Origin of the sequence: Microlunatus kandeliicorticis (assembly GCF_014137855.1) — a bacterium.
GTDB lineage: Bacteria > Actinomycetota > Actinomycetes > Propionibacteriales > Propionibacteriaceae > Microlunatus > Microlunatus kandeliicorticis.
In genome coordinates, this window is the sequence record NZ_JACGWT010000005.1 from 35,297 (window position 1) to 54,600 (window position 19,304).

The following is a 19,304-nucleotide window of genomic DNA, read 5'->3' on the forward strand; positions in this document are numbered from 1 at the left end:
TTCGACAGGCTCAGGGCACCGTTGCGACGTCGGCTGAGCCCGTCGAAGTCCGCCACCTGCCCTTCGACAAGCTCAGGGCACATTCGGCCGCCGGCTGAGCCTGTCGAAGCCCCAGCCCATCTGCCCTTCGACAAGCTCAGGGCACCGTTGCGACGTCGGCCGAGCCTGTCGAAGCCCCGCACCCGCCCTTCGACAGGCTCAGGGCACGTTCGGCTGCCGGCTGAGCCTGTCGAAGCCCGCCAACCTGCCCTTCGACGAGCTCAGGGCACGTTCGGCCGCCGGCTGAGCCTGTGGAAGACGCTCATCTGCCCATCGACAAGCTCAGGGCACCGTTGCGACGTCGGCTGAGCCTGTCGAAGCCGCCCACCCGCCCTTCGACGAGCTCAGGGCACCGTTGCGACGTCGGCTGAGCCTGTCGAAGCCGCCCACCCGCCCTTCGACAAGCTCAGGGCACCCTCGGACGCCGGCTGAGCCTGTCGAAGCCCCTTACGCGCCCTTCGACAGGCTTAGGGCACGGAAAGACGAAACGCCCCACCGACCCGGGGAACCGGATCGGCGAGGCGCTTCGCAGCTGCAGACTAGCCGCTGACCGGCTCGAGCTTGCCGTTCATCATCCAGAGGATGACGTTGTTGTCGCCGTAGAGCGAGTTCAGCGCGATCGGGTCGCTGGCCGGCGGGAACTCCTTGACCCGCTTGCCGTTGAGCGCGGGGCAGTTGCCGTAGCGCTCGAACATCGGGAGCAGCGGGAGCAGCTCGTTGAAGACCTGCGCCAGCTTCTCCACGTTCGCCTTGACGGCGTTCTCGTCCAGACCGCTGCCCGAGGCGGTGATCAGCTTCTGGATGTCGACCTCGCCGAAGCCCGAGGTGTTGGTCTTCAGCTGGAAGTCCATGCCCTTGCCACCCTGGTTCTGGGTGATCGGGTAGTTGTTCGTCAGGAACGCCTGGACGAAGCTGAAGTACGGGTACGGCTGGGTCGAGTTGCCCCAGCCCTGGATGGCCAGCTCGAAGTTGCCCTTGGCCACGTCGATCGGCTCCTGGGTGGAGACCACGCCGCGGAGTTCGATCTTGATGCCGAAGTTGGTGAGCTGGTCGGCGATGTCCTTGGCGCAGGCGCTCCAGTCGGCGTAGTCCGACGGGTACTCCAGCTGGTAGCTGGCCGTCTTGCCGCTCGGGGTCTGCCAGCTCGACCCGTTCTTCTTCCAGCCGGCCTCGGTCAGCAGCTGCGCGGCCTTGTTCGTGTCGTAGTCGTAGGTGTCGAGCTTGCCCTTGACGTCGGCACTGAGCCAGTTGTCGACCAGGTTGTCGGAGAACCCGCACATGTACTTGGCCCCGATGCCCGACGGGCCGAGCGAGGCGGTGCCGTTCTGCGCCCGGTTGATCGCGCAGGCGATGCCCTGCCGCGCCTTCGCGTTGCCGAACTCGCTGAGCTTCGCGAAGTTGAACAGCATGGCCGGGCCGGAGTACGTCGGCGGCTTCATGGTCTGGTAGCCGATCGCCTCGAACTGCTTGGTCGAGGCCACCGGGAACCCGTAGGTGCCGTAGTCGAGGTCCTTGCTCAGCACCAGCGGGGTGACCGCAGGGGTCTCGCCGTTGTAGAGCAGGATCTTGTCGAACTTCACCGTGTTGGCCGCGTAGCCGGTCGAGTTCTTGACCAGGGTCAGCTGGGTGTTGTTGATCGTGCTGTACTCGATCTGGAACGGCCCGCTGACCACGTACTCCTTGGGCGCGAACTTGACCAGGTCCTGGTTGAGCGACTTGGCCTCGCTGGAGTTGGCGAAGTCGCCGGTGATCTTCTGCGCCTTGTCGGCGTAGTCACCGTAGACCGAGGTCGGGATGATCGTGCTGCGCAGCAGGTAGCGCTCGACCACCATCGCCGGCTGGTTCATCTTCATGGTGAAGGTGGTGTCGTCGGGCGCCGACACCTCGCTGATGTAGTCCCACAGCGGCGAGTTGAGGATCCGCTGCACCCAAAAGGTGGTGACGTAGTCCTTGGCGGTCAGTGCCGAGCCGTCGCTCCACTTGAGCCCGCTCTTGACCTTGACGGTGTAGGTGTTGCTGGCCTTGTCCAGGCTGTAGCTGTCGGCCAGGAACAGCTCCCACGTCCCCTCCTTCCAGTGGTAGTAGCCGGTCGGCGGGCAGAGCAGGTCGATGTAGATGCCGCCGCCGAGGATGGCGTTCGGGATGCCCACGTAGGGGTTGCCCGCGACGTTGTAGTTGCCCTGCGGCGACTGCAGGTAGGGCCAGCCGCCGTTGAACTGGGCGGTCCCCCCACCGCCACCGTTGCCACCGTTGCCACCGCTGTTCGACGGAGCGGCCGGCGAGCAGCCGGCGGCGACCGCGCCGACACCGGCGACGCCGACCGTGGACAGACCCACCAGCTGCAGCAGGCTGCGCCGGGTGATCGGGGTGGGGGTCGGGACGGGTCCCGGGGTTGGTTCGGTCACGAATCCTCCTTGCTTCGGGTCGGGCGCACACCGCACCGGACCATGACTATGGCGAGTCCGATCAGGACGAGTCCCATCGCCAGGCTGGCGATGGTCAGCACGAACTGGGCCGTGCCGGGACGGACGATCAGGAGACACAGCAGCGACATGCCGGTCAGCAGGCTGCCGCCGGTCATCGCGGTCTTGCCGAGGGCGACGATCACGAGGTGCTCGTGGCCCCGGCCGGTTCGGGCGGGCGGATCCGGTCACCCGGGTGCCCGTCCTCGCGTTGGACGACGTGGCAGGAGACGCTGCGCCGGGCCACCGGCGCCAGCGCGGGCTCCTTCACGTCGCAGAGCCCGTCCTCGGCGATCGGGCACCGGGGGTGGAAGCTGCAGCCGCTCGGCAGGTTGGCCAGGCTCGGGATCTCCGCGCTCTTCAACCCCCCGCCCTCGAGCTTGCGGGCCGCCGCGTCGGGGTCGGGCTCGGGGACGGCGTCCAACAGCGCCCGGGTGTAGGGGTGCTGCGGGTTGTTGATCACCTCGGGGGTCGGGCCGTACTCGACCACCTTGCCCAGGTACATCACCGCGGTCCGGCCCTGCCAGCCGAAGTACTTGGCGATGGCCAGGTCGTGGGTGATGAACAGGAAGCCGACGCCGAGGTCGTCGCGCAGCGAGCCCAGCATGTTGAGCATGGCCACCCGGATCGACACGTCGAGCATCGAGGTCGACTCGTCGGCGATGATCAGCTTGGGGTCCAGCGACAGCGCCCGCGCCACCGCGACCCGCTGCCGCTGGCCGCCGGAGAGCTGGTGCGGGAACTTCGACAGGTAGTTCTCCGGCGGGGTGAGGTTGACCCGGCGGAGCAGCTGGGTGGCCTGCTCCCAGGCCTCCTTGCCGTTCTTGGCCAGCCCGTGCTTGCGCAGCGGCGCGGTCAGCGTCGCCTCGACGGTGCGGATCGGGTTGAGCGAGGCGTACGGGTCCTGGTGGACGTACTGGACGGCGGTCCGGAAGTTCCCGAACCCCGCCTTGTCGAGGCTCCAGATGTCCTGGCCGTCGTAGGAGATCGTCCCGGCGGTCGGCTTGGACAACCCGGCCGCCATCCGGGCGGTGGTGGTCTTGCCGCAGCCGGACTCCCCCACCAGGCAGAGCACCTCGCCGGCGTTGACGGTCAGGTTCACCCCGTCGACGGCGGGCAGCGTGGCGTGCTTGGTGGTGAAGATCTTCGAGACGTCGCTGATCTCCATCAGCGCGTGCGAGCTCTTCGCGTCGTGCTCGGTGTGCTCAAACATCGGCGCCCACCACCTCCCGGCTGCTGTGCACGTCCTGCCAGCGCAGGCAGGCCGCGGTGTGGCTGAGACCCAGCGGCCGCTCCTCGATCAGGTCGAGCGGCGGGTCGGTGGTCGCGCAGGCGTCGACCGCGTACTGGCAGCGGTCCCGGAACGCGCACCCGGTGGGCAGCTTGGCCAGCGAGGGCGGCGAACCGGGGATCGAGGCCAGCGTCGGCAGCTCGCCGCGGACCGGCGGCACCGCGTTGATCAGACCCGCGGTGTACGGGTGGTGCGCGTCGTTGAAGATGTCGCGGACGCTCCCGGTCTCGATGATCCGGCCGGCGTACATGGTGGCGACCCGGTCGGCCAGCTCGGCGGCCAGCGACAGGTCGTGGGTGATGAAGATCATCGCGAACCCGCGCTCGGCGCGGAGCTCGGCCAGCACGTCGACGATCGCCCGCTGGGTGAGGATGTCCAGCGCGGTGGTCGGCTCGTCCAGCACCAGCAGCCGCGGGTCGAGCAGCAGCGCCATGGCGATCAGGATGCGCTGCCGCATGCCGCCGGACAGCTCGTGCGGGTAGCTGTCGAGCACCCGCTTGGGCTCCAGCCGGACGCCGCGGAGCATCTCGCTGCTCCGGTCGGTGATCTCCTGCTGGCTCGGCTTGCGCCCGTCGGCGTGCGCCTTGATGGTGTCCCCCATCTGCTCGCCGATCTTGAGCACCGGGTTGAAGGCGTTCATCGCCCCCTGGAACACCATCGCGCCCTCCTCCCAGCGCCAGCGCCGCAGCGCCTGCCGGTTGAGCTTGAGGACGTCGACGTGCTTGCCCTGGCCGTCGGTGTAGTCGATCGACCCGCTGGGCACGCTGCCCAGCCGCGGCAGCAGCCGCAGCAGACCGAGCCCGAGGGTGGTCTTGCCGCACCCGGACTCGCCGACCAGGGCCAGCGACTGGTTCGGGTAGAGGTCGAAGCTGACCCCGCGGACCGCGTCCACGTGGCCCTTGTTGCTGGTGCGGTAGCGCACCACCAGGTCGCGGACCGAGAGGATCGGCGTCTCGGACGCCGGGCTCGACGCGTGCGTCGTCGACATCGCCGGGGCCGCCATCAGCTGTCCCGCAGACGGGGGTTGATGATCTCCTCGAGCGAGCGGCTGAGCATGATCAGGCCGAGGTTGAGCAGCACGATCATCGCCACGGGGGCGAGGATGTAGAGCACCGCGAGCGGGTTGAACATGGCGCCGGACGTCCAGGCGTCGTTGATCATGATCCCCCAGTTGCTGCCCGACATCGGGGCCAGGCCGAGCAGGTAGAGACCGGCCAGCGCGTAGATCGCGTTGGTCACGGCGATGATGAAGTTGATCAGGATGTAGCTGGCCATGTTCGGCACGATCTCGACGAACACGATCCGCCAGGTGCCGAGGTTGAGCAGCCGGGCCGCCTCGACGAACTCGCGCTCCTTGAGCGAGAGCACCTGGGCCCGGATCGAGCGCATCAGCACCGGCCAGGTCAGGAAGCCGAGCAGCGCGGCCAGCGCGACCGGGGAGTCCAGCTGGAAGAACGCGCCCATGACCGCGAGCAGGACGATCTGCGGCACCGTCATGACGATGTCGGTGATCTGCAGCATGATCGCGTCGAACCGGCCGCGGAAGTAGGCGGCCAGCGCGCCGATGGCCACCGCGATCACCGTGGTGAGGGCGGCGGCACCGAAGCCGACGAAGATCACCACCTGGCCACCGCGGACGATCAGCTTGAGCACGTCCTGGCCGCTGCCGTTGGTGCCCAGCCAGTGGGCGCCGCTCGGGCCGTTCCAGGCCAGGTTGACGTCGGAGACCGGCGGCGAGACGACCAGCGGGCCGAGCACCGACATCCCGACGATCAGCACCACCAGGATCAGTCCGGCGAACCCGGACGGGCTGCGGGTGAGCTGGGCGAAGACGCCCTGCCCGCGGCTGCGGGCGGCGCCCGCGTCGGCCGGGGCTCCCGGCACGGTGCCGCCCAGGGCGGCGATCGCGTCGGCCATCAGGCCTCCCCCTCCCCGACCCGGATCCTCGGGTCGAGCACGCTGTAGATCAGGTCGGCGATCAGGTTGGCGAAGACCACCGAGGCGGTGAGGATCAGCAGGATCCCCTGCAGCACGGTGTAGTCGCGGGTCTGCAGCGCCGCGTAGAGCGAGGCGCCGATGCCGGTGTACTGGAAGGTCTGCTCGACGAAGATCGCCCCGCCGACCACGAACCCGGCCTGGGTGGCGATCTGGGCGACCAGCGGCAGCACCGCGTTGCGCCCGACGTAGGCGCCGCGGATCCGGTTGTCCCCGAGCCCGCGGGCCCGGGCCACCATCACGTAGTCCTCCTCGAGCACCTGGGTGGTCGAGGACTTCATCACCAGCGCCCAGGTGCCGGCCGTGGTCAGCACGTAGGTGAGGATCGGCATCTGCGCGTGGTACATCACGTCGGAGAAGAAGCTCAGGCTGAAGCTCGGCTCCACCCCCGAGGTGATCGTGCCGCGGGCCGCGCCCACGTCGTAGATCCCCAGCTCGGCGCCGAGGATCACCACGATCATGATCGCCATGATGTAGTTCGGGATCGCGTGCAGGATGCTGCCGACCGCGGTCACGCCGTGGTCGATCACGCCGCCGCGGCGGTAGGCCATCACCATCCCGAGCAGCAGGCCGACGACGATCGAGATGATCATGCCGATGCCGACGCTGAACAGGGTCCAGGGCAGGTAGCGGCCGATCACGTCGATGACCGGCACCCCGCGGGTGGCGATCGAGATCCCGAGGTCCCCGTGCAACAGACCCAGCAGGTACTGCAGGTACTGGACGATCAGCGGGGTGGTCGGGTCGAAGCTGAAGTAGGAGCGGGCGGAAGCCGCCGCGTCCTCGTAGGAGACGCCGTACTGGGCGATCTGGCTGTTGATGTAGACCTGGACCGGGTTGCCCGGGAGCAGCCGGACCAGGAAGAACACCGCCGTCGCGACCACCCAGATCACGAAGATCGCCCGGAGCACGCGTCGCAGCGCGTAGTTGCGCCAGACCTTGACCAACGCCTTGCCGACACCGTTCGTCGCCGGCGCGCGGACCCCGGAAACCTCCGGATTTGCTACCGCCATCACCCTCCTCGGGTTGGATCCTCGAGCCGAAGTGGTCGGAGCGTACAACGCCAAATTGGTCTAGGTCACTTCAAACGCGTTACCGATATCGAACAGATGCCTGTGGGTCTCGATCGGCTCACAACAAGGCGTGTCGGCACCCCGGCCGCTCCGTGATCGGGCAAGCTACCGCGCCGCCCGCGCTCCCGCAGGCGGTTGCAGAGATCGGACCTGCGCTCAGACGTGCAGCGCGGCGAGGATGTCGTCGACGGTCCGCGGACTGCCCGCGACGTGCCAGCGCTGGCCGCGGTGCTCGACCACCTCGGCCCGCCCGCCGGCGGCCCGCACCAGTGCGGCACCCGGCAGCCAGTCCCACGGCAGGGCGTTGGCCTGGAGGAACGCGCCGAGCCGACCGCCGGCCACGCTGGCCAGCTCGACCGAGCCCGAGCCGAGCACCCGGACGGTCGCCGCACCGGCGATCACCGACAGCACCGGCAGCCGCCGGTCGTCGTCGAGCCGGGTGGGGTGCAGATAGCTGGCCAGCGACACCTCGGCCAGCGGCCGGTCGACGAGCGGAGCCACCGGCTCGCCGTCCAGCGTGGTCGGGTCGTCCTCGCCGCCGAGCCACAGCTCGCCGGTCGAGGGCTGGTAGACCGCGCCCAGCAGCGGGGTGTCACCCCGGGCCAGCGCGACCGCGGAGCACCAGATCGGCAGCCCGGAGACGAAGTTGTAGGTGCCGTCCACGGGGTCGACGAACCAGGTCCGGTCCCCCGCGCGCCGGGCGCCCTCCTCGCCGACCAGCCCGTCGTCGGGACGCTCGGTCCCGAGCCGGCGGGTGACCAGCTCCTCGGCCGCCCGGTCCGCGTCGGTGACCACGTCGGAGACCGAGGTCTTCCGGTCGGTGCGGACGCCCTGCGCCCGCATCCGGGCGGCCAGCTCGCCGGCCTCGCGGACCAGCGAGCCCGCCAGCTCCAGGTCGGATGACGTCACGGCGGCACCCTAGCCGCCGCGACCGGGGCGGCGGGGCGGACCGTCGGGGCGGACCGTCGGGGCGGACCGGCGGGGCGGGGCCTTGTCCGCCGTGGTCTGCTGTGGCCGTGGGTGATCACTTCTACCGTCCGGCCGAGGGCCACCGTCTCGCGCACGACCCGTTCAACGCGATCGTCGCGCCGCGTCCGATCGGCTGGATCGCGACCCGGTCCGCCGACGGCGTCCGCAACCTGGCGCCGTACAGCTTCTTCAACGCCTTCAACTACACCCCGCCGATCGTGGGGTTCTCTTCGAACGGCTACAAGAACTCGGTGGCCAACGCCGAGGCGACCGGGGTGTTCACCTGGAACCTGGTGAGCCTCGAGCAGGCCGAGGCGATGAACGCCACCTCGGCCGCGGTCGACCCGGACGTCGACGAGTTCGCTCTGGCCGGGCTCGAGCCGGTGCCCGGCACCGAGGTCGCCGCCGACAGGGTGGCCGGCGCGCCGGTCAGCTTCGAGTGCCGGCTGAGCCAGGTGATCCGGCTGACCGCCGCCGACGGCACCCCGACCGAGAGCTGGCTGACGCTCGGCGAGGTGGTCGGCGTGCACATCGACGAGCGCTACCTGAGCGACGGGGTCTACCAGACCACCGAGCCGACGCCGGTGGTCCGGGGCGGCGGGCCGAGCGCCTACTACGCGATCCACGAGCAGAACCGGTTCGACCTCGACCGCCCGGCCTGATCGCCGGCGCCGTCGACGTCCGGAGCGCGCAGGTGCCGGGAGCGCTCAGGCGTCGATGGCGGCGGCGTCGAGGGCGTAGGCGCCCTGGACGATGAACTCCTTGCGCGGACCGACGTCGTTGCCCATCAGCATCTCGAAGGCCGCCTCGGCGTCCTCGGCGTCGTCGACGGTGATCCGCCGCAGCAGCCGCCGCCGCGGGTCCATGGTGGTCTCGGCGAGCTGGTGGGCGTCCATCTCACCGAGCCCCTTGTAGCGCTGCGGCTCCTTGAACCCGACGCCCTTCTTGGTCAGCTCGGCGGCCTTCCGCTGGTACTCGGCGTCGGTGTAGGTGTAGGTGAACTTCTCCATTCCGCGCTTCGGGTTGGTCAGCTCGAACCGGTGCAGCGGCGGGACCGCCGAGAACACCCGGCCCGCCGCCACCAGCGGCCGCATGTAGCGGAAGAACAGGGTGGCCAGCAGACACCGGATGTGCGCCCCGTCGGAGTCGGCGTCGGCCATGAAGATGATCTTGCCGTAGCGGGCCGCGTCGAGGTCGAAGCTGCGTCCGGAGCCGGCCCCGACCACCTGGATGATCGAGGCGCACTCGGCGTTCTTGAGCATGTCGCCCATCGAGGCCTTCTGGACGTTGAGGATCTTGCCGCGGATCGGCAGCAGCGCCTGGTACTCGGAGTTGCGGGCGGCCAGCGCGGTACCGAGCGCCGAGTCGCCCTCGACGATGAACAGCTCGCACCGCTCGACGTCGTTGCTGCGGCAGTCCTTGAGCTTGGGCGGCAGGCTCGAGCTCTCCAGCGCGTTCTTGCGGCGCTGGGCCTCCTTGTGCGCCCGGGCGGCGACCCGGGCCCGCGAGGCCGAGACCACCTTCTCGAGCACGGTGCGGGCCTGCGCCTTGGTCTGTGCGCGGGTGGAGGTGAGGAAGGCGGTCAGCTCGGCCTCGGTCACCTTGGTGACGATCCGCGAGACCGCCGGGGTGCCGAGCACCTCCTTGGTCTGGCCCTCGAACTGCGGTTCGGCCAGCCGGACGGTGACCACCGCGGTCATCCCCTCGAGGACGTCGTCCTTGACGACCTCCTCGCCCGACTTGAGCAGCCGGGTGCCCTCGAGCACCTTGGTGAACGCCCGGGTGAGGGCCCGCTCGTAGCCGGCGACGTGGGTGCCGCCCTTCGGGGTGGCGATGATGTTGACGAACGACCGGACGGTGGTGTCGTACCCGGTCCCCCAGCGCACCGCGATGTCGACCTCGAGCTCGCGCTCGACGTCGGTCGGGGTCATGTGGCCGTCGTCGTCGAGCATCGGGACCGTCTCGGTGAACCGGTCGGTGCCCTGCAGCCGCAGCACGTCGCTGACCGGCGGGTCGGCGGCCAGGAACTCACAGAACTCGGTGATCCCGCCGTCGTGGCGGAAGTCCTGCACCACCGGCTCGCCGCCACGGGCGTCGGTGGCGGTCAGCCCCAGCCCGGGCACCAGGAAACTGGTCTGGCGCAGCCGGGCCTCGAGGTCGGGCAGCGAGAGCTCGGCGGTGCTGAGGAAGATCTGCCGGTCCGGCCAGTAGCGGACCCGGGTGCCGGTGACGCCCTTCTTCGCGCGCCGGAGCTTCTGCAGTCCGCTCTGCGGGGTGAACGGCGCGTCCGGTCCGTCGCCGTCAAAGACGCCGGGCACGCCGCGGCGGAAGGACATCCCCCAGGTGCTGCCGTTGCGGTCGACCTCGACGTCGAGCCGCGCGCTCAGGGCGTTGACCACCGACGAGCCGACGCCGTGCAGACCGCCGGTCGCGTTGTAGGAGCCGGCCCCGAACTTGCCGCCGGCGTGCAGCTTGGTGAAGACGACCTCGACACCGGAGAGCTTGGTCCGCGGCTCGATGTCCACCGGGATGCCGCGACCCCGGTCGTGGACCGCGATGCTGCCGTCGGCCGCGAGGCTGATGTCGATCTGGTCGCCGAAGCCGCCGAGCGCCTCGTCGACCGCGTTGTCGATGATCTCCCACAGGCAGTGCATCAGCCCGCGGGTGTCGGTCGAGCCGATGTACATGGCGGGACGCTTGCGGACCGCCTCCAGCCCCTCCAGCACCAGCAGGTGGCGCGCCTCGTAGTCGCGTGACTCACCGGCCGCGACCGGGTTCTGCCGCGAGGAGGTGCTGCCGGACGCGGTGACGGAGGCGGTGGACACGCCGCGAGGTTACCCGTCGGGACCGACGCTCCCGGGGAGGTCCGGGCCACCCCATCCGCGATGTCGTCGGGCACGAATCACCGGCGTCGGGAGCACCGGCGTTCGCCCGCGGCGGACGGTCCCGGGAGCGTTCGGAGAGGCAGGTACGGTGGGCGAGGTCCAGGGTGACCGGGTGACCGGGCACCCGTTGCCGACGACGGGGTCGGGTCGGCATCCGGATGGCGGCGGGCCGGGGAACAGATCCGTGCACGGATTGTCCGCAGTCCGTGCGCGCGTTGCCGTTACACAACCTTCACGGTGTGGAGACACTGGGCGGGAAGAATCCGGGCCGTCCCCGGTGTTGACTGGACGTACGAGCTGATGGACGTACCGCATCAGTGGGTAAGACAGCAGGGCAGGACCGCACGACAGTGGGACAACAGCAGGACCCCGGGCAGGACCGGCGCAGCCGGCACCGGCCCCGGAGCCCCAGACGGAGAGAGCGAGGCCAATCGTGAGCACCACAGTGATCGAAGGAGCTGCGTTGAACGCAGCGGACCGTTGTGACCGATGCGGCGCCCAGGCCTACATGCGGGTCACGCTCTCGGGTGGGGGCGAGCTCCTCTTCTGCGCCCACCACGGCAAGGAGCACGCCGACCGCCTCAAGCAGGTCGCGCTCAAGATCCAGGACGAGACGGACCGCCTCGCCCGCTGACCGCCAGGTCAGCCAGCCAGCATCACCGAAGGGCTCCCGCCGCCGGCGGGGGCCCTTCGTCGTCCCCGGGGGACTCCGGCACCGGGACGGGATCAGGCCGACGGGTCGTCGCCCTCGTCGCGACGGTCGGCGTACGCACGGAGCACGGCGGTCGCGCCGCGCAGGTAGTCGAGCACGGCGGCCGCCCGGTCGGGATCGAGCCCGTCGGTCAGCCGGGCCAGCGCCGCGTTGAGCGGGCGGAGCGTCGCGACCACCTCGTCCCGGGCGCTCTCGGTCAGGTGCAGCTCGACCCGCCGCCGGTCGCGCGGGTGCCGCTGCCGGAGCAGGTGGCCGCGGGCCTCGAGCCGGTCGACCATCACCGTCGCCGAGGCGGTGGTGATGCCGAGCCGGCGGGCCAGCTCCCCCGGTCCGATCACGCCGTCGGGCGAGTCCTGGGCCCGGACGATCACGTCGAGCGCGGCCACGTCCCCCGGCGACATCCCCATCGACCGGCCCATCGCGTCCTGCACGTCGGCGTAGGTGGCCAGCAGGTCCCGGAGCGCCAGCCCGATGGGCACTGCCCCGGCCGCCGGACCCGGCGGGCCGACCTCCCGCTGTTGTCTGCCGTCGGTCACGTGCCTATCCTAGTTCACAAGGTAACTAGATGAACTAGTGATTGAAGAGACCGTGTCGACGTCGAGCCCCGGCCCCGACCCGCGAGCGATGAACACCCAGATGACCCAGCGGCTGCTCGTCACCGAACCCGACCAGATCCCCGTCGGCGGTTACGGCCTGCGGGTGCTCGAGGTGCCCGGCCGGCGCAGTGGCGAACCGCGCCGCACCCCGGTCGGGCTGCTCCGGCTCGAGGACGGCTACCGGCTGGTCTGCCCGGACCGCACCCGCGACTGGCCGAGCAACCTCATCGCCGCGGGTCACGGGTCGGTGCTGGCCGGCGGCCGTCGCGACGACTACCGCACCGAGGAGCTGCACGGCCGGCCGGCCGCCGAGGCGGTGTCGCGCTACCTCGCCGCGGTCGACGCCCCGTGGGCGGTGGCCGCCTTCGGACTCCCCGACCACCCGACCCCGGAGCAGGTCGAGCCCGCACTCGACCGGATGGCGGTCTTCGCGCTGGTCCCGGCGCAGTCGTGAGCACCACCGAGAAAGTCGACGCCGCCGAGCCGGAGCTGACCACCGACGTCGCGATCGTCGGAGGCGGACCGGGCGGCGTGCTGCTGGCCTACCTGCTGGCCCGGGCCGGCGTCCGGGTCGACCTGCTCGAAGCGCACCGCGACTTCGACCGGGACTTCCGCGGCGACTCGCTGCACCCGTACACGCTCGAGCTGCTCGACCGGCTGGGACTGGCCGACGACCTGCTCAAACTCGAGCACTTCGCGGCGACCAGGTTCCGGATGCACACCCCGGCGGGCACCCTGGTCACCGCCGACTACGGCCGGATCCACTCGAAGTTCAACTACATCGCGCTGATGCCGCAGGCCCGGTTCCTCGACTTCCTGGCCGGGCGGGCGGCCGCGCTGCCGTCGTTCACGCTGCGGACGGGGGCGCGGGTGCGTCGGTTGCTGACCGACGCCGACCAGGAGCCGGTCGGCCGGTCCGGCGACGGGCTGCCGGGCACGGTCACCGGCGTGGCCTGGAAGGACGACGCGGGCGAGCACCGGCTGCGCGCCCGGCTGGTCGTCGCCGCCGACGGCCGGTTCTCCCGGCTCCGCACGCTGGCCGGCGTCCCGGTCACCGACCTCGGTGCGGCCAGCGACCTGCTCTGGTTCCGGCTGCCGCGCCGGCCCGAGGACCCGCCCGAGGCCGACGTCGACCTCTACTTCGGCACCCACCACTACGTCGGGCTGCTCGGCGGCGACGACACCTGGCAGATCGGCTACAGCCTGCCCAAGGGCGGCTTCGCGGCGGCCCGCGAGGCCGGCGTCGAGCCGATCCGCGCGTTCCTCCGCGAGCACGTCGCCTGGTTGGGTGACCGGATCGACCAGCTGACCGACTTCGGCCAGACCACTTTGCTGTCGGTCGAGCTGCTCCGCGCCGAGCGCTGGCACCAACCCGGGCTGCTCTTGATCGGCGACGCGGCGCACGTCATCTCACCGGTGGGCGGGAACGGCATCCTGATGGCCATCCAGGACGCGGTGGCGGCGACCAACCGGCTGGTGCCGGTGCTCACCGGCCACGGCGGCGCGCCGGTCCCCGAGGTGGTGCCGGAGGCGGTGCTCGCCGCGATCCAGGCCGACCGCGAGGCGGCCATCGTCGAGGTGCAGGACGACCAGGCCAAGGTGGAACGGCGGGCCAAGGAGGCGCGCGAGGCGGGCCGTCCGCTGATCCCGGGCCGGCTGCTCAAGGTGGTCACCGCGATCCCGGGCGTCCGGGCGCGGTCGGCCCGGTCGAACGCCTACGGGCCGAACCCGCCGGTGCTCGCGTCCGGGCTGCTCGCCGGTGACGGGAACGAGGACGCCGCGAAGCCCCTCCCCGTGCGCTGATCGTGCCCTAGGGTGCGGACGGTGAGGACCGTCTCCCGGCTCCGGCCGGTCGCCCGCCGCAGGTTCGGCCGCCGGTTGCTGCCGGCCTCGGTGACCGCGGTGGTCGCGGTGGTCTGCACACTGGCCGTCGTGGTCGGCTTCCTCACCGTCCGCCCGGACCGTGCCGTGGCGGCGACCTCGGGCTGGTTGCGGACGTCCGGGGCGACGATCACCACCGCCGACGGCCGGCCGTACGTGATCAAGGCCGTGTCCTGGTTCGGGATGGAGACCGCCAACTGCGCTCCGCACGGGCTGTGGCAGATCGGCCTCGACGCCGGGATGGCCCAGATCGCCTCGTTCGGCTTCACCACCATCCGACTGCCGTACAGCAACGAGTGCCTGGCCGGGTCGAGCACCAGTGGCATCGACGCGAGCAAGAACCCGGGGCTGGTCGGCAAGACGCCGCTGCAGGTGATGGACGCGGTGATCGCCTCCGCCCGCGCGCACGGGCTGACCGTCATCCTCGACCGGCACCGGCCGGACTCCGGGTCGCAGTCGGCGCTCTGGTACACCTCCGCCTGGTCGGAGCAGCGCTGGATCGACGACTGGGTGATGCTGGCCAAGCGCTACCGGAACGACCCGACGGTGATCGGCGTCGACCTGCACAACGAACCGCACGGCACGGCGTGCTGGGGGTGCGGGGACCGGAGCCGCGACTGGGCGGCCGCGGCCACCCGGGCCGGCAACGCGGTGCTGGCCGCCAACCCCAACCTGCTGATCGTCGTCGAGGGCGTCGAGCAGCAGGGCAACAACCAGGCCACCTGGTGGGGCGGCGGACTGGCCGACGTGGCCGCCCACCCGGTGGTGCTCTCGGTGCCCAACCGGGTCGTCTACTCCCCGCACGACTATCCCGCCTCGATCTACCCGCAGCCGTGGTTCTCCGCGGCCGACTACCCGGCCAACCTGGACCGGGTGTGGACCGCGAACTGGGGCTACCTGGTGCAGCGGAACATCGCGCCGGTGCTGCTCGGCGAGTTCGGGACCAGGTTGCAGACCGATACGGACCGGCAGTGGCTGACCCGGCTGGTCGGCTACCTGAAGACGAACCGGATCAGCTTCGCCTACTGGTCGTTCAACCCGAACAGCGGTGACACCGGGGGGCTGGTCGGCGACGACTGGGTCACCCCGCAGCGCGCCAAGCTCGACGCCCTCGCCCCGATCCTCGGCCGGTCGGCCCCGACCAGCGGCCCGTCCACTCCTGCCCCGAGCAGTCCCGCTCCCAGCAGCCCGGCACCCAGCAGCCCGGCACCCAGCAGTCCAGCACCCAGCAGCCCGGCACCCAGCAGCCCGGCACCCAGCAGCCCGGCACCCAGCAGCCCCACCCCGAGTGCCCCGCCGAGCAGCGGTGCGCCGAGCAGCGGTGCGGCGACGGCCAGCTGGCAGCTCAGCTCGTCGTGGAACGCCGGGTACGTCGCGCAGCTGACCGTCCGGGCCGGTTCCACCGCCAAGAACGGCTGGAGCGTCAGCTGGGCCGACCCGTCGGCGACCGGAGTGGCCAACGCCTGGGGCATGACCTGCGCGGTGGCGTCCGGGCGGGTCACCTGCACCGGGGCGGACTGGGCCCGGACCATCCCGGCCGGACAGAGCGTCACCGTCGGGCTGCAGGCGAACTCGCCGGGCCCGGCCCCGCAGTCCCCGGTGTTGACCCTGCGCTGACCCCTGCGCTGAATCCTGCGCTGGCTCGGTCGACCGCGGCTCAGCCGTCGCGCTCGACCCGGCCGCCCAGCTGGTCCAGGATCCCGGCCAACCGGGCCGTGGTCCGGTCGACCGGCTCGACGTCGGGACGCAGCCACTGCAGCTCCGAGAGCGCGCCGATGCGGGCGAACTCGGCGAGCCGCTCGACGTCGGCCTCGGGCAGCGGGCCGCCGGCGTCGCGGTACCAGCGCCACACCTGCTCGGCGGGGACGCCGGCCGTCCCGTACGCGGTCTGGGCGACCTCCCAGGCCAGCGGTTCGATCCGGCAGTCGTCGAGGTCGACGATCCCGACCAGGTCGTCACCGGCGAAGAGCAGGTTGCGCGGATTGAGGTCGCCGTGCACCGCGGCCCGCCGGTCGAGCCGACCCGCGGCCTGCTGCCGGTCGAGCCAGTCGTCGAGCCGGGCCAGCTCGTGGTCGATCTCCTCCACCACCTGCGCGGTGCCCGGCGCCGGCTCGGCGGTCAGCCGCTCGCGCGTCGCCGGCCAGCCGAACCAGCGCGGACGCTCGTCGACCGCGGTCGTCCCCGGTCGCGGCGGCAGGTCCGCGTCCAGCGCGGCCCGGTGCAGCGCAGCCAGGGCCGCCGCGACCTGTCGGGTCCGGATCCACGGGGCGACCAGCCGTCCGGAGCGGCCGGCCACGAACGGGTAGAGGGTGAGCGCGTGACCGCGGACCACGGGCACCCGGCAGGTCTCGGCCCGGACCACCGCGGGCACGGCCGCGCCGACGGCCGCCGCGAACCGGTGCTCCCAGGCGACCTGCTCGACGGTCCGCTCGGGGCGGCTGACCCGGAGCACGCGGTCGTGGTCGGGGCCGTGCAGCCGCCAGGTCTGGTTGAGCAGTCCCTCGGTCAGCAGCGAGGCCGGGCCGACGGTCACGCCGAAGTGGTCGGCGACCACACCTGGCACCTCGTCGGCGGTGAGCCACAGCGGGTGCCACCCCTGCTCGTCCGCGTCCCAGACCCGGGTCGCGCCCGGCGACAGCGTGCCCTGCGTCCGCGGCTCGTCCACGAACGCCGACCCTAGCCAGGCCACCGGTCGCCCGCGCCGTAGATTCGCGCGATGACCAGCGAGCTCACCTCCGTCCCCGGCGCCCGGCCCGCCGTCGTCGTCACCGGCGCGGCCCAGGGCATCGGCGAAGCGATCACCCGGGTGCTGGTCGCGGACGGCCGGGTGGTGGTCGCCCTCGACCGCGACGGCGAGCGGCTCGACGGGTTGGTCGAGCGGTACGGCGAGGCCGTGGTCCCGGTGACCGGGGACGTCCGGCAGCGCGATGACCACGAGCGGGCGCTGGCCGAGGCGCAGCGGCGGGGGCGGCTGGTCGGCTGGGTCAACAACGCGGGGATCGAGCACCCGACCCGCGCCCGCGACCTCGACGAGACCACGATGCAGGCGATCGTCGGGGTCAACCTGATGGGCACCATGCTCGGCTGCGCGACGGCAGCCCGGGCGATGCACGGCACCGGCGGAGCCATCGTCAACGTGTCGAGCATCCACGCCCTGGTCGGGTTCCCGGACTCCTTCGTCTACGCCGCCACCAAGGGCGGGATCGACGCACTCACCCGACAGCTCGCCGTCGAGGAGGCGCCGCACGGGATCCGGTGCAACACGGTCCGTCCCGGGGCGGTGATGACGCCGCTGACCCAGCGCTTCCTCGACGAGGCCGACGACCCGCGGGCGCTCTACGACGAGTACGCGGACCTGCACCCGATTCGTCGGCTGATCGACCCGCTCGAGGTGGCCCGGGTGGTGGCCTTCCTGCTGTCGGACGCGGCCGGCTTCGTCAACGGCGAGGCGGTCACGGTCGACGGCGGGGCCACCGCCCGCTGCTACCCCTATCCGACCTGACCGCGCTCGGCCCGGGCGCAGCTCGGGAGCAGCTCAGGAGCACGGACTCAACGACCACAGCACCGAGGTCGCCGTGTCCGCCGCGGTGAGCCCCTCCGCCGAGAGCTCGCGCCCGGTGCGGACCGTCACGCTCTCGTCGCCGAGATCGCGGACCTCGTAGCGGGCGTCCGGGTCGAGGCCGCGCGGGTGCAGCGGCAGCCAGCTCCCGGTGGGTGGCAGCCGGAACCCGGCCACCACGTGCTGCCGTCCCGAGGTGAGCTGGAAGGCGGGCTGGCGCCAGCCCTGCTCGGCGTGCAGCGGCTGCTCCCCCAACGGGACGAGCACGCCGTCCGCCAGCAGCGGGCGCAGGTGCCGGTCGTAGACCCCGAGGTGGTGACGGAGCCGGGCACGCAGGTCGGCGCGCATCTCGGTCAGCCGGACCGAGATCCCGAACCGGTGCAGCATCGCCGCCCTGATCATGGTGTCGAACCGGTCGACGGTGAGCAGGGTGCCGGAGTAGTCGACCTTCTGGAAGCGGTGCTCGCCGCGCCACTCGCTCTGCGGCCAGTGCAGCAGCTGGCGCGGCGGCAGCTGTTGGGCGGCTCCCCACAAGCAGGTCAGCGCGTGCTCGGTCCAGTCCGGGTCGGAGAGGAAGAACGCATGCACGTGCTCGGCCAGCCCGGCGTCGATCCGGAGGCCGCCCGACGAGCAGGCCTCGAACAGCGTCCCGGGATGGGCCGACCGGAGCGCGTCGAGGACCGCGTAGAGGCCCCGGTAGTGGGAGAGCAACCCGTCGCCGGGGCCGTGACCGTGGTCGTCGCGGGCGCACCCGTCGCCCGGGTCGAGGTTGAAGTCCCACTTGATCCACCGCGCCCCGGTGGCCTCGATCAGCCCGCTGACGCTGCGGCGGACGTGCTCCTGCCCGGCCGGCGAGCCGAGGCAGACGTAGCCGAGTGGCTCGCCCGCGGCGCCGCGCGCGAGCAGCTCGGGACGGCGTGCCGCGACGGTCGCCTCCGGCCCCACCGCCTCGGCCTCGATCCAGATGCCGAAGTCGATCCCGTGCTCGCGGGTCCGGTCGGCCAGCCAGGCGAGGCCGTGCGGGAACCGGGCGGTGTTGACGAGGTCCCAGTCGCCGCGCTGGCCCACCCAGTCGCTCCCCGCGTCGGAGCGACCGAACCAGCCGGCGTCGAGGACGGCGACCTCGAGCCCGAGGTCGGCCGCGACCGCGGCGTTGGCCAGGAAGACGTCCTCGGTGATCTCGGCGTCCTCGTAGGGCCACCAGTGGTTCCACTCGGTGAGCAGCGGCGCGGTCGGTCCGGACGCGGCCAGGTGGCGGACCAGGGCCGCGGCCGCGGCCGGGCGGTCGGCGCCCCAGCCGACGCTGACCGCCGGGAGGGTCGGGAGCGGGCCGTCGCCGACCGTCGTGGTCTGACCCTCCGGTCGCAGCCCGACGTGCAGCCGCTGCCCGTCGAGACTGAACCGCCAGTTGCCGCTCCAGTGCACGGTGATCGCGTACCAGCCGTCCGCGAGCTCGGCGAACAGCCAGGGCATGGCCTGGTTGCTCGACCGGCCGGCCGTGGTCTCGACCACGGCCGCCGTCCCGGTGGGCACCGGGAGCGGCTGGAACTCCATCCCCCAGCTGCTGGCGAACCCGACGAGTCGGACCAGCCCGGGCAGCTGGACGACCGCCAAGTCGGGTCGCACCGCGGTGCCGGGAGCCGCGGCGGTGACGACCGGCGTCCAGGTCGCCGCGCCGGGACCGGACCGGGTCCGGGACAGCTCGATCTCCGCGGACGGTGGACGCACCGTCGGCTCGGCCGGCGACCGCCCCGTCGTCCGGTCGAGCGTGGTCTCGGGTGCGGTCAGGTCGGCGGACGGGCCGGTGGCGGGCATGGGGCTCCTGACGATGGCGGTGGGCGG

General features: G+C 71.7%; 17 protein-coding genes. 6 read left to right on the forward strand and 11 right to left on the reverse strand.

Annotated elements, in window-relative coordinates:
- Window positions 1-578 precede the first annotated feature (578 nt).
- From FHX74_RS14850 to FHX74_RS14880, 7 genes are all read right to left on the reverse strand, one after another.
- On the reverse strand, window positions 579-2,444 hold the full coding sequence (locus FHX74_RS14850) for an ABC transporter substrate-binding protein (protein ID WP_328823844.1): 1,866 nt from the start codon (window positions 2,442-2,444) through the stop codon (window positions 579-581).
- The gene (locus tag FHX74_RS14855) at window positions 2,441-2,647 is read right to left on the reverse strand and encodes a hypothetical protein (RefSeq protein ID WP_182560995.1); all 207 of its coding nucleotides are present in this window, start codon (window positions 2,645-2,647) and stop codon (window positions 2,441-2,443) included. Before FHX74_RS14855 ends, FHX74_RS14850 begins: the two co-directional genes overlap by 4 nt.
- Window positions 2,644-3,714: an ABC transporter ATP-binding protein gene (locus tag FHX74_RS14860; RefSeq protein ID WP_182560996.1), complete on the reverse strand. Its 1,071-nt coding sequence runs from the start codon at window positions 3,712-3,714 to the stop codon at window positions 2,644-2,646. The genes FHX74_RS14855 and FHX74_RS14860 overlap by 4 nt, the downstream gene beginning before the upstream one ends.
- Complete coding sequence (locus FHX74_RS14865; RefSeq protein WP_220484043.1) at window positions 3,707-4,795, reverse strand: ABC transporter ATP-binding protein; 1,089 nt, start codon at window positions 4,793-4,795, stop codon at window positions 3,707-3,709. The genes FHX74_RS14860 and FHX74_RS14865 overlap by 8 nt, the downstream gene beginning before the upstream one ends.
- Window positions 4,795-5,709 (reverse strand): ABC transporter permease, encoded by a 915-nt coding sequence (locus tag FHX74_RS14870; RefSeq protein ID WP_182560997.1) that lies wholly within the window; start codon window positions 5,707-5,709, stop codon window positions 4,795-4,797. Before FHX74_RS14870 ends, FHX74_RS14865 begins: the two co-directional genes overlap by 1 nt.
- A complete protein-coding gene (locus FHX74_RS14875) occupies window positions 5,709-6,800 on the reverse strand; it encodes an ABC transporter permease (protein WP_182560998.1) in 1,092 nt (363 codons plus the stop codon). The genes FHX74_RS14870 and FHX74_RS14875 overlap by 1 nt, the downstream gene beginning before the upstream one ends.
- Before the next feature lie 216 nt (window positions 6,801-7,016).
- Window positions 7,017-7,769, reverse strand: a complete 753-nt coding sequence (locus FHX74_RS14880) for an inositol monophosphatase family protein (RefSeq protein WP_328823845.1) — start codon at window positions 7,767-7,769, stop codon at window positions 7,017-7,019.
- A 107-nt stretch (window positions 7,770-7,876) separates the two neighbouring features.
- Here FHX74_RS14880 and FHX74_RS14885 point away from each other — a divergent pair, with 107 nt between their 5' ends.
- Window positions 7,877-8,491: a flavin reductase family protein gene (locus tag FHX74_RS14885; RefSeq protein ID WP_328823846.1), complete on the forward strand. Its 615-nt coding sequence runs from the start codon at window positions 7,877-7,879 to the stop codon at window positions 8,489-8,491.
- Between the two features lie 45 nt (window positions 8,492-8,536).
- Here the strand turns inward: FHX74_RS14885 and FHX74_RS14890 are convergent, their stop codons facing one another.
- Window positions 8,537-10,654, reverse strand: a complete 2,118-nt coding sequence (locus FHX74_RS14890; RefSeq protein WP_182561000.1) for a DNA gyrase/topoisomerase IV subunit B — start codon at window positions 10,652-10,654, stop codon at window positions 8,537-8,539.
- A gap of 490 nt (window positions 10,655-11,144) precedes the next feature.
- Here FHX74_RS14890 and FHX74_RS14895 point away from each other — a divergent pair, with 490 nt between their 5' ends.
- Complete coding sequence (locus tag FHX74_RS14895) at window positions 11,145-11,348, forward strand: DUF7455 domain-containing protein (RefSeq protein WP_182561324.1); 204 nt, start codon at window positions 11,145-11,147, stop codon at window positions 11,346-11,348.
- A 92-nt stretch (window positions 11,349-11,440) separates the two neighbouring features.
- Here FHX74_RS14895 and FHX74_RS14900 read toward each other — a convergent pair whose 3' ends face one another.
- Window positions 11,441-11,962, reverse strand: coding sequence for a MarR family winged helix-turn-helix transcriptional regulator (locus FHX74_RS14900; RefSeq protein ID WP_220484044.1), 522 nt, complete (start codon window positions 11,960-11,962; stop codon window positions 11,441-11,443).
- A gap of 88 nt (window positions 11,963-12,050) precedes the next feature.
- Between FHX74_RS14900 and FHX74_RS14905 the strand changes: the two genes are divergently transcribed.
- Genes FHX74_RS14905 through FHX74_RS14915 form a run of 3 tightly spaced genes read left to right on the forward strand, consistent with a single transcriptional unit; the run spans window position 12,051 to window position 15,520 of the window.
- Window positions 12,051-12,476, forward strand: a complete 426-nt coding sequence (locus FHX74_RS14905; protein ID WP_182561001.1) for a nitroreductase/quinone reductase family protein — start codon at window positions 12,051-12,053, stop codon at window positions 12,474-12,476.
- Complete coding sequence (locus FHX74_RS14910; RefSeq protein ID WP_220484045.1) at window positions 12,473-13,825, forward strand: FAD-dependent oxidoreductase; 1,353 nt, start codon at window positions 12,473-12,475, stop codon at window positions 13,823-13,825. The genes FHX74_RS14905 and FHX74_RS14910 overlap by 4 nt, the downstream gene beginning before the upstream one ends.
- Window positions 13,826-13,846: 21 nt before the next feature.
- Window positions 13,847-15,520 carry a cellulase family glycosylhydrolase gene (locus tag FHX74_RS14915; protein ID WP_182561002.1) on the forward strand — a complete coding sequence of 558 codons (1,674 nt, stop codon included), beginning with the start codon at window positions 13,847-13,849 and terminating at the stop codon, window positions 15,518-15,520.
- A 40-nt stretch (window positions 15,521-15,560) separates the two neighbouring features.
- On the opposite strand, the gene FHX74_RS14920 is transcribed toward FHX74_RS14915, so the two are convergent.
- Entirely contained in the window at window positions 15,561-16,568 is a 1,008-nt protein-coding gene (locus FHX74_RS14920) for a phosphotransferase enzyme family protein (RefSeq protein WP_182561003.1), read from the reverse strand.
- 51 nt (window positions 16,569-16,619) lie between these two features.
- Between FHX74_RS14920 and FHX74_RS14925 the strand changes: the two genes are divergently transcribed.
- Window positions 16,620-17,405 carry an SDR family NAD(P)-dependent oxidoreductase gene (locus FHX74_RS14925; RefSeq protein ID WP_182561004.1) on the forward strand — a complete coding sequence of 262 codons (786 nt, stop codon included), beginning with the start codon at window positions 16,620-16,622 and terminating at the stop codon, window positions 17,403-17,405.
- Between the two features lie 33 nt (window positions 17,406-17,438).
- On the opposite strand, the gene FHX74_RS14930 is transcribed toward FHX74_RS14925, so the two are convergent.
- Window positions 17,439-19,277 carry an alpha-galactosidase gene (locus FHX74_RS14930; RefSeq protein ID WP_182561005.1) on the reverse strand — a complete coding sequence of 613 codons (1,839 nt, stop codon included), beginning with the start codon at window positions 19,275-19,277 and terminating at the stop codon, window positions 17,439-17,441.
- Between the last annotated feature and the right edge of the window lie 27 nt (window positions 19,278-19,304).